The following is a 13592-nucleotide window of genomic DNA, read 5'->3' on the forward strand; positions in this document are numbered from 1 at the left end:
TTTCGCGCGGAGGCGCACGAAGCTTGGGAGGCAGACGCTTCCAGTCAAGAATCTATTAGAAACCTGTGATGTCCCAAGAAATAGGCCCAACATTCTCACTTGAAAATGCGCTGGCGTTCCACATTATCTATGAAACGATTTCACAGATGAGGTCATGAATGGATAATCGCGCCGGTGAGATGCAGGTTTTTCTGCGGGTCGTGGAGGCGGGCAGCTTCTCGGAGGCGGCACGATTGCTGCGCATGAACCCGTCCACGATCAGCAAGCTGATTTCCCGCATCGAGACGCGGCTGGGCGTGCGGCTTCTGGAACGGTCGTCGCGCCGCCTGTCGCTGACCGCCGAGGGGCGCATCTATTATGAGCGCAGCCAGGGGCTGCTGCACGACTTCGACGAGATCGAGCGCGAACTGTCGCAAGGCTCGGCCAGCACGGGCGGCACGGTGCGCGTCAACACATCGGTCGCGCTGGGCACGCTGGGACTGGAACCGATACTGCCGGAATTTCTTGCCGCCTATCCCAATATAGTGGTGGACCTGTCACTCGGCGACGAGATTATCGATCTCTATCGTGATCGAACCGATGTGGCGCTTCGCACCGGTCGGTTGCCGAACTCCAGCATGATGGCGCGCCGGATCGGACTGGCCCGGCGCAAGATTGTGGCGGCTCCGGCCTATCTGGAGCGGTGCGGCACGCCGCTGACGGTAGACGACCTTGCGGACCATAATTGCATCGGGTTCAATTTCCGCCGTATGGCGCCCGTCTGGCCGCTCAAGGAAAGTGGTCGCATTGTCGACCGCGCCGTCTATGGCTCGTTGCTCGCCAATAATGGTGAAACGGTCCGTCGCATGGCCGTCGCCGGTCTGGGGCTTGCCCGCCTTGGTGACTATCACGCCCGCGACGATATAGCTGCCGGTCGGCTCGTCGAGGTGCTGGCCGATGTGATCGAGAGCGACGAGGAAGAGGTGAACGCTGTCTATCTGGGTGGCGCGCGCCTGCCCCAGCGTGTGAAGGTTTTCCTCGATTTCGTGGTGCCGCGTTTGCAGGCGTTTCTCGCCAAGTGAAGTGGAATCATGCCGAATCATGTTGCATATTTGCTTCTAAGTGCCGGTTTTCCGCACAAAACGGCGCTTTCCGATAAAATTTAGCACATCTAATAGCTCAATAATTTCAGGTCCTTGAGACGGCGCGTTCGGCTTTTCAAGAATCCGTGCTCTCGTTTTGTATTGACTGTTAACATCGCGTTAACCACAGTTTGTTGCAATGTGTTACGCAGTGTTACAATTGGTGAACTGGAAGCGAGGTGCGGATTGAAAGGTGTACGGCAGATAAAACGACAATCCCGGCAGGCAAGCCTGCCACAAGGGGATAAGTCTGCCGTGGCCAGCATGACCTCATTCTGGGGCCTGATGCGCGCCTATTGGGTATCGGACCGCTGGAGAGAAGCCTGGGCGCTCACCGCCGCGATCTTTCTTCTGACGGCTTTCGTCAGCAAGACGACGGTGTGGGTAGCGGAAGCCTCCGGTCATCTGATGAACTCCATTGTCAACGCCAATACCGCACCGGTTCAAAACCCGTTGGCGACGATTTCCATCAATGCAGGTATTCTCATTCTGCTGATGCTGGCGAAGGATGTGATGCTGGTCGGCTCACGGCATTTCCTTTCAACCACCTTGCACCGCAAGTGGCGCAAATGGCTGAACGACCAGTTTTCCGCAGCGCTTCTTAATAGCAGGCACACGCATTTCCATTTGCAGCAGGGCCGCGGCAACGACCAGATCGACAATGTCGATCAGCGCTTGCAGGAGTCGATCAAGGGCATGACCGGCGGCGCTATCGGCCTCGTAATGGGTATTGTCGGCGTCGTTCTGTCGGCCTTCTTCATCGGGCAGAAGTTGATTGAAATGTCCACGGATGTGGAAGGGCTGGAAGTCTTCGGCTCTTATGGCAGCGCGGTACTCGCCTTCGCCGCCATCCTGATTTACGTGCCGCTTGGCACATTCGTCGCCGTCAAAATCGGTCGTCGCCTGGAACGCCTCAATCTCGGCATTCAGCAGGCGGAAGGTTCCTATCGTGGCGAGTGGACGACCCTTTTGCGCCGCAGTTTCCAGATTTCCGCCTCCAATGGCGAGGCCGTGCAGCGTTCGGTAAACGAGCGCCTCTACAAGGATGTGGACGGAACGTGGAATAAGCTCAATCGTTTTGACGCGGCCTATCTTGCCTTCCAGCAAGCCTATGGCTTCCTGTCCAACCGCATCGTCGCCTATATTCCCGGCCTTCTGCCCTATATGGGCGGGTCGGTGAGCTTCCGGAATTATGTCACGGGCGCGGAACTGGTCGCCGCCATGATCAATGATTGCTCGTGGTTCATTCAGGTCATGCCTGCCATCGCCAATCTGCGCGCCAATGCCGGTCGCGTGACCGGGCTGGCGCGCGCCATGGAAAATGTGCTGGACCCGACGGACTTCTATGCGCGCTCGGGCGTCAACCGCTTTGCCTTTGGCCGTCAGCATCCGCGCTTCGGCCTGTCTGTCCGCAACCTCACGCTGATGCAGGGGGCGGGCAGCGAAGCGCCGTTCCTGCGTTCCGGCGTCATCAATATCCGCGCGGGCGACTGGGTCTATATGCGCGGTGAATCCGGCTCGGGCAAAACCTCTTTCGTCAAGGCGCTAAACGGCCTTTGGCCCTATGGCACCGGCGATATCATCTATCCGCAGAACGCGACCACGCTCTATGCCACGCAGGATGCGAAGTTCCCCTCCGTCTCGCTGAAGCAGCTTGTCAGCCTGCCGGGCGATGCCGGAAGCTTCAGCGATCTTGCCGTCGCTGCGGTCCTGCATGAAGCGGGTCTCGGCGAATTCATCGAAAAGATGAACGATAGCGATGCCGGTGGCGCACCGTGGGATATGGTTCTGTCTGGCGGGCAAAAGCAGAAGATCGTGCTGGCGCGCATTCTCCTGCACAAGCCTTCGATCATCTTCCTTGATGAAGCCACAGGCGCGCTCGACCCGACTTCAAAGGCGCGCTTCCATGCCGCCCTGAAGAGCCGCTGCCCTGATGCCATCGTCATCAGCATCATGCATGAGGAAAAGCTTCCGGTGCTGGAAAACGGCGCGCAGGTATATTCCCATGTGCTGGATATCCGCAATGGCTATGTATCGTTGCGTCCAGTCCACTTCGATCTTCCGGGTGCTGCCAACGCCCCGCTCATCGCGGCTGAATAATCGCTGCCTATAACGCAGGGTTGTAAAAGTCCAAATTTGGACTATATTCCATTCTGGACGAATGGAGACGATCATGGCTCGTGGCAATGTGGCGTTAAAGACTGGGATAGAAAAAGGACCGGACGTTCTTGATCCGCGCCGTTTCGGCCCATTATCGCGCAAGCGATTGAGTGCGCCCGGGCTGCGTACCTTTCTGGCCATTGCCGATCTCTGGGGGCTGGACGAGCAGCAGCGTCTGCTGGTGCTGGGTCTTCCGTCGCGCTCGACCTATTACAACTGGGTGAAAGCCGTGCGCGAACATCGCGATATCACGCTGGATGTCGATGTGCTGACGCGTCTGTCTGCCGTGCTCGGCATTCATCAGGCGCTGGGTGTTCTTTATCCGGATGAGACGGCGGGCGTGCGCTGGCTGACGACGCCCAATCGCGCAATGGTGTTTGGCGGGCACCCGCCGCTGAGGCTGGTGACGGGTGGCACACAGGACGGATTGCTGACTGTGCGGCGGTTTCTCGATGCGGCCCGTGGCGGCCACTTCATGGAACCAAACGAGATCGACAGCGCCTTCACGCCTTATCGCGATTCCGACGTGGTGTTCTCGTGAGGCGCAATCCCGCGCCGCAACCGAGTTACAGGCTTATTCCGTCGCGTTTTCCTCCGGTCGGACTTTTCGACACGGTGGCGACCGCTGCCGATCTGGAAGCGGTGATGGAACTGGCCGGCTGGACCAATGACCGGCTACTGGTCGAACGTCTGCAAAGGCTGCCGCATGAGGAATGGGTGTTCGGCAGGCCGAATTCCAGCATCGTCATGGCGACATTTCTGCATGTCGCGCCGGGCGGCATGCGGTTCAACGGGCCGGAGCTCGGCGCATGGTATGCCGCCGCCAGCCTCACCACCTCCGTAGTGGAAGTCGCGCATCATATGCGCCGTGAGGCGGTGGCCACGGGGCAGGCGACGCTTTCCCGGACATTCCGCGTTTATAGCGCGCGTCTTGAAGGCGATTTCATCGATATCAGCGGCGAACAGGTGGCAAGACCTGAAATCTATGCATCCGAAGACTATAGCGCGTCGCAGCTTTTCGGCGAGGAAATGCGCGCTGCCGGAGAAAACGGCATCCTGTTCGATAGCCTCCGCCATGAGGGCGGCGTCAACATAGCCGCGTTTCGTCCGAGCCGTATTCTCGATGTTGTGCAGGGCGATCACTACGATGTGACGGTCGAGGCATCCTCGCAGAAAATTCAGGCGAAGAAGCTGTCTGGATAAGGCAGTTGTTACACCGCCCATTCGACATCGGTGGTGAAGGCGATGGTGAGCCAGCGGTCGGGGCTTTCTTCACCCAGCGCATTGCCGATTTCATCGCGCAAAGCGTCCCATTCTTCCAGTCGCCGGGGTGGTAGGTTGGGCGGAACGATAAAGTAAAGTTCGATCTGTTTGCCGCGACCGACTTTGGCGACATAAGCGCGATAGGACACGAAGCCATGACGCTTCACAATATCCTGCGCCACGCTGTCGACATGTTGCTTGAGATCGGCGGGCGTAACCAGAAATATGTCGGCCAGCGCCTGTTTTATCGTGCCGATAGGCATAGGGATGATGACGAGACAGACCACGGCCAGCGCGGTCGGGTCGATATAGGGCGCTATCCAACCAAGCTCGGTGCCCTCCACGAGATAGCCGATCAGGAAGGCGATCAACAGAGCGGCGGTAATGCCGCCCGACATGATCCACGCCTTGGCATCCAGCGCCACGAACTCCGATTTTATGACGCGGTTGGCGCGCATTTCGAACCACGCCATGCCGAGGCATGCGACCAGCGCAACCACCGCATAGAAGATGGCGTAGGTGAATTCGAGATGGCGACCGCCCTGCATGATAATGGCGATCGCATTGATGAGTGCGTAGATCGCAACGCCGGTCAGCATGATGCCGTTCAGGCCAAGCACCATCGGTTCCAGATGCCAGAACCCCATGGTGAAACGCTCGCGCAATTTGCGGTTGGGCTGCTCCGGGGATGCGGAGAGCGCGATGAGGCGCGATACGATCAGCGCGAGCCCGCTCATGGCTGCGTCGGCCAGCATATAGACACCGTCGAAGACAATGGAGAATGAACCGGACAAAAGACCGAATACGACGCCGAAACCGGCGACCAGCAGAGTAACGCCTATCGAGACTTGAAGAACCGTTTGTTCACCGCGCAATTTTTACTCCAAATTTAAAAATCAAATCGGCAATATGGCTTGAAAGGTCATTCGCCGCTTTATTCGCGTTGCGTGCGATGGAAAATATATACATCGAAGGAAGGAAACCGGCAAATTCGAGATGTTTTTATTGAAGAATCCTCTAACATGAAAGTCATCGCTTCGGCTTCCTGAAGCTTTCCTGCGCGCTGTCGTTCGCAAACGAAAAGAAGGGGTGTGTCTTGTCGATACGGATTGGCCAAAAATACGGGCACCTCATTCACGGATGGAGCTGCGCCTGCCATAGCCCGCAAGCCCTGCAACTGATGGCACGAATGGAAAAGAAGCTGTCGCGCCGCAATCTGCTCAAGGCTGCCGCCGCAACGCTTACCGTATCGGCACTGGGCCTGACCGGCACGGCGATGGCGCAGACCAAAGCCCCGGCAAAGCCGGTTTTCCTGACCAATGTGAAGATTTTCGACGGAACCAGCGCCAAGCTCATCGAAGGCCAGAACGTTCTGGTGGAAGGAAATCTCATCAAGGCGCTGGTCGGCGCGCAGGAAACGGTCGCAGACGCGGACGTTATAGATTGCGGTGGTCGCACACTGATGCCGGGCATGATCGAAGCCCACTGGCACTCCATTCTGGCCGGAATATCGCAAATGGCGGCCATGACAGCCGATATTCCCTATGTGCATCTGGTGGCCGCGCAGGAAGCCGAGCGCACGGTGCTGCGCGGCTTCACGACGGTGCGCGATGTTGGTGGGCCGTCTTTCGCGCTCAAGCGCGTCATTGACGAGGGCGGCGTGGTGGGCCCGCGCATTTACCCATCCGGCGCCATGATTTCGCAGACCTCCGGTCACGGCGATTTTCGTATGCGCACCGATCTGCCGCGAAGCGCGCAGAGCGATCTGAGCGTGGCGGAACGGGCGGGCATATCGGCCATTGCCGACGGCGAGGCCGAAGTGCTGCGCCGCGTGCGCGAGCAGTTGATGCTCGGCGCAAGCCAGATCAAGATCATGGGCGGCGGCGGTGTTTCCTCATCTTACGACCCGATCGACGGTATACAGTTCACCGAAGCCGAGACCAAGGCGGCTGTTGCTGCCGCCTCCGACTGGGGCACCTATGTCTGCATCCACACCTATACATCCGCCGGCATTCAGCGGGCTCTCGATTGCGGCGTGAAATCCATCGAGCATGGCCAGCTTGCCGATGAGGAAACCGTCAAGCGCATGGCCGATGCCGATGCGTGGTGGAGCATTCAGCCGTTTCTTTCCGACGAGGATGCCAATCCGAAATCCGACCCGGTGCAGCGCCAGCAACAGCAGCAGATTTCCGACGGCACGGTGAGGGCAATCGAGCTTGGGCGGAAGTACAAGGTCAAGATGGCGCTCGGGACCGACATTTTGTTCAACCCGAAGGGCACTGCGACCCAAGGCAGGCAGTTGGCGAAATTTGCGCGCTGGTATGACAATGCAGACGTGCTGCGCATGCTGACCAGCGGCAATGCCGATCTGGTCGCGCTTTCGGGGCCGCGCAATCCTTATCCGGCAAAACTGGGCCGCATCGAAGCGGGAGCCTATGCGGATATTCTCGTGCTGGATGGCAATCCGCTCGATGATATTTCATTGATTGCCGATCCAGACCGCACGATGAAGCTCATCATGAAGGATGGGCGCATTCACAAAAACACGCTTTCGGCTTGAAGGGGCGCATTTTGAATAGACCAGGTCACTACGCCGTTGCCATTGTCCTGTCCCTTTGCGGCGCACAGGCTGCCAGTGCCGCCGATGCGGTTACCGTTCCGCCGGAGGCGCCGCCCGTCGTGGAAAGCCGGCGCTGGGCCCTGCAAATCACACCCTATGTCTGGGCTGCGGGTCTCAAGGGCGATATTTCGCCTTTCCAGCGCGCACCGACCATCGGCATCGAAAAGTCCTTTTCCGATGTGTTGAGCGATCTCAATTTCAGCGGCTTCGTCAATGTCTGGGGCCGCTACGACCGTTTTGTCGTCTCGGGCGACATGATGTATGTCGATACGACTGAAAGCCACGCCTACGGCAACCTGCCGCCGCTGCCGATTGCCATTCCATCGGGCACGGTCGTCAAGGGCGATGTGGACAGCAAGCAGTTCATGGCCACGCTGCAAGCCGGTTATCGCGTGGTCGATACGCCCAAATTCACGCTTGATGCGCTGGGCGGCATCCGCTTCTGGCACATTTCCAATGATGTGACGGTGAGCGCGCTTGGCCTGACGCGGAGTTATGGCGAAAGCTTCAACTGGGTCGATCCGGTGGTCGGCACGCGAGCGCTTCTGCGACTCACGGACAAGCTCTCCTTGCAGGCACAGGCGGATATTGGCGGCTTCGGTGCCGGATCTGAGCTGACCTGGTCGGTGCTTGGCACGGTCAATTATCTGCTCACCGATCACCTGTCGGTCTCGGCGGGCTACAAGGCGCTGCATGTCGATTATGACCGCGATGGCTATGTGTTCGATTCTCGCCTGAAGGGCCCGGTTTTGGGTGTGACCTATCGGTTCTGAACGACAGCATATTGGGGCCGGAATTCTCCGGCCCTTTATACATTTTGATTGAGACTAGCTTTGGCTGCGCCGTGCCTTCATCACCAGATAGGCGATGGCGAGAAACACGAACCAGAACGGCGTGACCTTCAGGGCTGCTGCGGTATCTGGTTCCTGCGCGAGCGCCCACAAAATGAAGGCGAAGAAGGCGAAGACCATGACCACGGCGGCGCGTCCACCCGGCATTTTGAACGTGGACTTCTCATGCAGATCAGGGCTCTTGCGGCGATATTGCAGATAGGACGCAAGAATGATCGACCAGATGAAGATGAAGAGCAGCGCCGAGATCGTGGTAACGATGGTGAAAGCTTCGATGATGCTCTGGCCTGCATAGAGCAGAACCACGCCTGCCAGCAGGAAGATGCACGAGAAGAACAGCGCGTTGACCGGCACCTTGCGGTTGTTCAACTTGCCGAGCGCCTCCGGCGCCAGCTTCGAGGTGGCGAGGCCGTAGATCATGCGCGAGGTTGAGTAGATGCCCGAATTCGCGCTCGACGTTGCCGAGGTGAGCACCACGAAATTCACCACATGGGCGGCGATGCCGAGACCGGCCAGCGAGAACATGGCGACGAACGGGCTGGAGCTTGGATCGACCTGATCCCAAGGGATCACGGTGATGATCACAAACAGCGCACCGAGATAGAACAGCACCACGCGGATCGGGATCGAGTTGATGGCTTTTGGCAAATTGCGCACCGGGTCCTTGGTTTCGGCGGCGGCGGTGCCGACGAGTTCGATGCCGACAAAGGCGAAGACCGCGATCTGGAAACCGGCGACAAAGCCGAGGAAACCGTTGGGGAAGAAGCCGCCATGGTTCCACAAATGCGCGACCGAGGCCCGGCTGCCGTTCGGCAGGGTAAAGCCGGTCGAGAGCATGTACACGCCGGCGATGATCAGTGCGACGATGGCGACGATCTTGATCAGCGCGAACCAGAATTCGATTTCACCGAAATTGCGAACGGTGGGCAGATTGAGCGCCAGAAGCGTGAAGATCAGCCCAAGTGCCGGTATCCAGAGCGCCAGTTCGGGAAACCAGAACGAGACATAACCCGATACGGCCACCACGTCTGCCACGCCCGTCACGATCCAGCAAAGCCAGTAGGTCCAGCCGGTGAAGAACTGCGCCCATGGGCCGAGATAATCGCCCGCGAAATCTGCGAATGAGCGATATTCGAGATTGGACAGCAGGATTTCACCCAATGCGCGCATCACGAAGAACAGCATGAAGCCGATCACCGCATAGACGAGCAGGATCGAAGGGCCAGCCAGCGAAATGGTCTTGCCCGAGCCCATGAAAAGGCCGGTGCCAATCGCGCCGCCAATGGCGATCAGTTGCAGGTGTCTGTTGGATAGATTGCGCGCAAGGTGGGTATCCTCCTCCCGATCGGAATCGACAGAAGGTTTGGATGCGATGTTCATTCAAACGCCTCTTTTTATCGAGCAGATGCCAGATAGACCGCATCCGCAATTGTGCGCCCAATTGGACGAACGGTGCTTTCTGATAGACGATGAGAACGATGATGGAAACAGCGCGGAATATAATAATTAGGCTAAGATTTGACGCGGAAAGCTCTATTCAAAGCGCTAATATACTATTGATATAACGAGTAGTAGGCTATCTATTAGGGATTTGCGCTTGGGCGCGGCCATGAAAAATCATCGGCGCGACCGGGTGCGGGTTTTTTCTCGACAGGTGCCGGGTGGGTATTTTGGGGGCGTACGCCAAGATTGCCGCCGAGCAAAACGCCGCTCTCGTCCTTATTGATGTCGCGCAGGCTGACGGGTGCGACCCGGTCCACGGGTTTGGACGGGTCTTGCGCACCGGCAGCCGGGAGAGGCTGGCCCTCTTCCTTGCCGCCGCCAAGATAGGCGCGCAGCGGCTTTTCCGCATAGAAGGCAAGCTTGCGCTTGCCAGCCGAAGTGATGTTGATGCCGTCATTGCCGCGCAGGCGCGCCGTCTGACCGTTGATGTCGAAACCGGTCTGGGTGAAATTGCCGTCTTCATCGATAAAGCCGTCCCAGACATCGGCAAACTTGCCGCCCGCCTTTTCCGTGGTGGTGCGGTAGATTTCATTCAGCGCCAGCATGTCCTGTGACATGCCTTTCGGACGGAAGGCGGGCTGCCCGACCCAGACCAGCGGATAATGGCGGTCATTGATCGCCTTGACGAACTGGTCCACGCGCTTTTGATATTCCGCAGTCCATTCCGGCGAACGTGCGGCGAGGCTGGCGCCATTGGCCGTGATCGCCTGACGATCGTTGGAGCCGATCATCACGACGACGGCGGCAGGCTTTTCCTCATCCAGTATCTTGCCGATATTTTCCGGCCAGTTGAAATAGTCCTCACGCACAAAGCCCGACGAACCGTTGATGCGGGTTGTGACCGTCACATCCGGATCAGACGCAAAGGCCACATCGAGCCCTTCGGCAAGGCCGCTGCTGATGAAATCACCGACCACCAGCACCTTTTTTGCATCCGGGTTTTTCTCGATGACAGGCACGGTGGGCACTGCCACCTGTGGCGCGGCTTTGCGGGTGACGGGAGACGTCGCCTTGGGTGCGCGTTTCGGCTTTGGGCGGCTCTGCTGGGGCCGGGGCTGCTCATATTGGCGTTGCGGTTGTCGCGAACCAAACAGCAAGTCGAAAAGCGTCCGTGGCCGTTCCTGCGCTGATGCACTGGCAAGACCGGAAAGCAGCAGCGCCAGCGCTGCCAGCATGACACTGGCCGCCTTCAACATTTCGACTGCAATCCGAGATTTGCGCATCAGTTCCGCTTTCGTTGCAAAGCCATCATAATACGGCATGGCGCAAAAATGAAACGGAGCGCGCTTCGTGGGAAACGCGCTCCGATAAATCTGCGGTTCGTCTTAACGGCGACGCAGGACTGACAACACTTCCTTGCTCGGATGTCCATCCGGCTGCAAGCCGTTGCGCTGCTGGAAGGCCTCGATGGCTTTACGCGAGGTGGAGCCGATCTTGCCGTCGATATTACCGTCGTAATAGCCGAGCGCCTTGAGATGCGTCTGCAATTCCTGACGCTCGTTCATGGTGATCGGGGTGAACGGACGGTTCCAGTCCTGACGCAGCCCCTGATAGCCACTGATGCGGTCTGCCAGAAGGCCGACAGCCAGCGCATATTTGTCAGCATTGTTATAGCGCTTGATGACAAAGAAGTTCTTGGTCATCAGGAATGCCGGGCCCTTGCGGCCATCCGGCACCTTCAGCGTCACCTTTTCGCTCGGGTCGGGGAATGCACGCCCATTGGCGCGCACGACGCCGCGCTTTTGCCATTCGGCGACAGTCAGCGAACCGGATGGGAACTTGCCGCCCGCCGGTAGCACCACTTCGTAACCCCATGTCCGGCCCGGCTGCCAGCCATTGCGGTGCAGCAGATTGGCGGCAGTGCCCAGCGCATCGGGAATGGAATTCCAGATGTCGCGCTTGCCATTGCCATCCATATCGACCGCATAGGCCTGATAGCTGGTCGGGATGAACTGCGTATGACCGAGGGCGCCCGCCCACGAACCGGAAAGATGGCCGCGATCAATATCACCGGTCTGGAGGATCTTCATCGCGGCGATCAGCTGTGTGCGGCCATATTTGGCGCGCTTCGGATCGGCATAGGCCAGCGTCGCGAGCGAACGAACCGCATCGCGCATCACGTCGTCGCGCTTGAGAATCTCGCCGTAATTGCTTTCCATTGACCAGATGGCGAGCAGAATATTCCGATCAACCGAAAAGCGTTGTTCGATGCGCTGCAGCCACGGGCCCCATTTGCGCGCCATGCTCTGGCCGACGCCTGTAGAGTCCTCGTTCACGCGATTGTCGATGTAATTCCAGACAGGCTCGGTGAATTCCGGCTGATAACGCGCCTTCTCCAGCACGACGGGATCGGCAGCATCGACACCGCGGAAGGCGCGGTCGAAGGTGGAAGGCGAAACGCCGGCGTTGATGGCAACCGGACGGAAATTCGCCACCCACTGGCGAAATTTCGCATCGGCAAAAGCCGAACCGGTCGAAAGGGTGGATGCCAGCACCACAACGGCAACCGTAGCGGTCGCCTTGAGCTTCAGCGTCTGTCCCAGTGTGAATGGAAATCGCAGCATTCTGTGTTTCCCTTCTGCAATCTTCATGCCGGAACGTCTTGTTTTCCGGCGTGTTTCTTAAGAATGTCGATGCCGCTCGGTTCAGATTGCATGCGCTAACTAATACCATCCACTGTTTCAATTTGGCAGTGTAAAATTGGCATCGACCAGTTGAATGTTCAAATTATAGTCTGTCGGTTAGCATTTGGTTTACCATGGGCGGCGCTGCGGCAAAATTTGCCGGAAAATTGGAAAAATTTTTGAATCAAGCAACATTAAGAATGGTTCATTTAATGTGATGGTATGATCCATGTAATTTCGTCGTTCTTTAATGAAATAGCCTTATTTGAAATTCAGTTGCTTCAATGCTTTGATAGCAAGATTGCATTAGTGAAAATCGAGGAGACGAATGAGTTCGATCCGCAAAATCCGCAAAGCCGTTTTCCCCGTTGCCGGTCTCGGCACCCGGTTCCTTCCCGCCACCAAATCGATCCCCAAGGAAATGCTGACGGTCGTGGACAAGCCCGTCATTCAGTATGTGGTCGATGAAGCGCGTGAGGCCGGCATCGAACATCTGATTTTCGTCACCGGGCGCAACAAGGCGGTCATCGAAGATTATTTCGATGCGCAGGTCGAGTTGTATGCTACGCTTGCCGAACGCGGCAAAAAGGCCGAACTCGATCATCTTCAGGATTTGCAGCCGCAGCCGGGCACGACGAGCTTTACCCGTCAGCAGGTTCCGCTTGGCCTTGGTCACGCGGTCTGGTGTGCGCGTGAGCTGGTCGGCGATGAGCCGTTTGCGCTTCTGCTGCCGGATATGGTGATGCAGTCGAAGAAGGGCTGCCTCGCCGAAATGGTCGAGCTTTACGAAAAGACCGGCGGCAATGTCATCGCGGTGCAGGAATGCGACCCGGAAGAGGCGCATAAATACGGTATCGTCGGCAAGGGCAATGCAATCGGCTCCGGTTTCGAGATTACCCAGATGGTCGAAAAGCCCGCCAAGGGCACCGCGCCGTCCAATCTCTACATCAATGGCCGTTACATTTTGCAGCCGGAAATCTTCGAACTTCTGAGCAAGCAGGAAAAGGGCGCTGGCAACGAAATCCAGCTTACCGATGCCATGCTGAAGCTGGCCGATGCGCAGAAATTCTATGGCTTCGACTATCAGGGCCGCACTTTCGATTGCGGTTCCAAGGCAGGCTTCATCGAAGCCAATGTCGCGTTTGCGCTGTGGCGCAAGGACATCCGCCCCTCGGTGGAAGTGTCGATCAGCGAATTGCTGGAAACGATCAAGCCAGCCTGAGTTGGGTGCTGAAAATCGAAAACCGCCTTAAGTCTTGAAGGCGGTTTTTTTTGTTGCCCGCTTCTAGTGGATTGAATTTGACGTTTGAATCCGGGCTGACATAGATGCTGTTTCAAACGTCAAATTCGAAAAATCCACTAAAGCATGTCGCTGTTAACCGGATTCGGGATTCCCGTTTGGCTTGATCTGTGATTCACTTGTCTCATGGAAGGAGATGCACCATGGGCA

Annotated in this window: 11 protein-coding genes; 7 read left to right on the forward strand and 4 right to left on the reverse strand. The window is 57.7% G+C overall.

The genetic code is table 11. The features are described 5' to 3' along the window. Positions 1-158 precede the first annotated feature (158 nt). The 4 genes from D8666_RS20755 (at position 159) to D8666_RS20770 (ending at position 4484) form a co-directional block, all read left to right on the forward strand. On the forward strand, positions 159-1061 hold the full coding sequence (locus tag D8666_RS20755) for a LysR family transcriptional regulator (protein WP_109367731.1): 903 nt from the start codon (positions 159-161) through the stop codon (positions 1059-1061). A gap of 315 nt (positions 1062-1376) precedes the next feature. Then, entirely contained in the window at positions 1377-3221 is a 1845-nt protein-coding gene (locus tag D8666_RS20760; RefSeq protein WP_167836140.1) for an ABC transporter ATP-binding protein/permease, read from the forward strand. 73 nt (positions 3222-3294) lie between these two features. After that, positions 3295-3822, forward strand: a complete 528-nt coding sequence (locus D8666_RS20765; RefSeq protein WP_121539247.1) for an MbcA/ParS/Xre antitoxin family protein — start codon at positions 3295-3297, stop codon at positions 3820-3822. After that, positions 3819-4484 (forward strand): RES family NAD+ phosphorylase, encoded by a 666-nt coding sequence (locus D8666_RS20770; protein WP_121539248.1) that lies wholly within the window; start codon positions 3819-3821, stop codon positions 4482-4484. The genes D8666_RS20765 and D8666_RS20770 overlap by 4 nt, the downstream gene beginning before the upstream one ends. Before the next feature lie 8 nt (positions 4485-4492). On the opposite strand, the gene D8666_RS20775 is transcribed toward D8666_RS20770, so the two are convergent. Further along, a complete protein-coding gene (locus D8666_RS20775; RefSeq protein WP_121539249.1) occupies positions 4493-5419 on the reverse strand; it encodes a cation diffusion facilitator family transporter in 927 nt (308 codons plus the stop codon). 314 nt (positions 5420-5733) lie between these two features. On the opposite strand from D8666_RS20775, the gene D8666_RS20780 reads away from it, so the two are divergent. Both D8666_RS20780 and D8666_RS20785 read left to right on the forward strand, forming a co-directional pair. After that, positions 5734-7104, forward strand: a complete 1371-nt coding sequence (locus D8666_RS20780) for a metal-dependent hydrolase family protein (protein WP_121539250.1) — start codon at positions 5734-5736, stop codon at positions 7102-7104. A 47-nt stretch (positions 7105-7151) separates the two neighbouring features. After that, complete coding sequence (locus D8666_RS20785) at positions 7152-7937, forward strand: porin family protein (protein WP_371830843.1); 786 nt, start codon at positions 7152-7154, stop codon at positions 7935-7937. A 54-nt stretch (positions 7938-7991) separates the two neighbouring features. On the opposite strand, the gene D8666_RS20790 is transcribed toward D8666_RS20785, so the two are convergent. The 3 genes from D8666_RS20790 to D8666_RS20800 form a co-directional block, all read right to left on the reverse strand. Beyond that, positions 7992-9395: an amino acid permease gene (locus D8666_RS20790; protein WP_109367725.1), complete on the reverse strand. Its 1404-nt coding sequence runs from the start codon at positions 9393-9395 to the stop codon at positions 7992-7994. A gap of 203 nt (positions 9396-9598) precedes the next feature. After that, the gene (locus D8666_RS20795; protein ID WP_121539254.1) at positions 9599-10741 is read right to left on the reverse strand and encodes an SGNH/GDSL hydrolase family protein; all 1143 of its coding nucleotides are present in this window, start codon (positions 10739-10741) and stop codon (positions 9599-9601) included. A gap of 102 nt (positions 10742-10843) precedes the next feature. Beyond that, on the reverse strand, positions 10844-12082 hold the full coding sequence (locus tag D8666_RS20800; protein ID WP_109367724.1) for a lytic murein transglycosylase: 1239 nt from the start codon (positions 12080-12082) through the stop codon (positions 10844-10846). A 388-nt stretch (positions 12083-12470) separates the two neighbouring features. On the opposite strand from D8666_RS20800, the gene galU reads away from it, so the two are divergent. Then, on the forward strand, positions 12471-13364 hold the full coding sequence (gene galU / locus D8666_RS20805) for a UTP--glucose-1-phosphate uridylyltransferase GalU (RefSeq protein WP_078339237.1): 894 nt from the start codon (positions 12471-12473) through the stop codon (positions 13362-13364). Positions 13365-13592: the final 228 nt, after the last annotated feature.

This window comes from Ochrobactrum soli, from assembly GCF_003664555.1.
Lineage (GTDB): Bacteria > Pseudomonadota > Alphaproteobacteria > Rhizobiales > Rhizobiaceae > Brucella > Brucella teleogrylli.

What these genes read in the sequence shown, in the direction of transcription:
- D8666_RS20780 (WP_121539250.1), top strand. Translation starts at nt 5,734, where the DNA reads ATGGAAAAGAAGCTGTCGCGCCGCAATCTGCTCAAGGCTGCCGCCGCA.
- D8666_RS20800 (WP_109367724.1), bottom strand. Translation starts at nt 12,082, where the DNA reads ATGCTGCGATTTCCATTCACACTGGGACAGACGCTGAAGCTCAAGGCG.
- D8666_RS20755 (WP_109367731.1), top strand. Translation starts at nt 159, where the DNA reads ATGGATAATCGCGCCGGTGAGATGCAGGTTTTTCTGCGGGTCGTGGAG.
- D8666_RS20765 (WP_121539247.1), top strand. Translation starts at nt 3,295, where the DNA reads ATGGCTCGTGGCAATGTGGCGTTAAAGACTGGGATAGAAAAAGGACCG.
- galU (WP_078339237.1), top strand. Translation starts at nt 12,471, where the DNA reads ATGAGTTCGATCCGCAAAATCCGCAAAGCCGTTTTCCCCGTTGCCGGT.
- D8666_RS20790 (WP_109367725.1), bottom strand. Translation starts at nt 9,395, where the DNA reads ATGAACATCGCATCCAAACCTTCTGTCGATTCCGATCGGGAGGAGGAT.
- D8666_RS20795 (WP_121539254.1), bottom strand. Translation starts at nt 10,741, where the DNA reads ATGCGCAAATCTCGGATTGCAGTCGAAATGTTGAAGGCGGCCAGTGTC.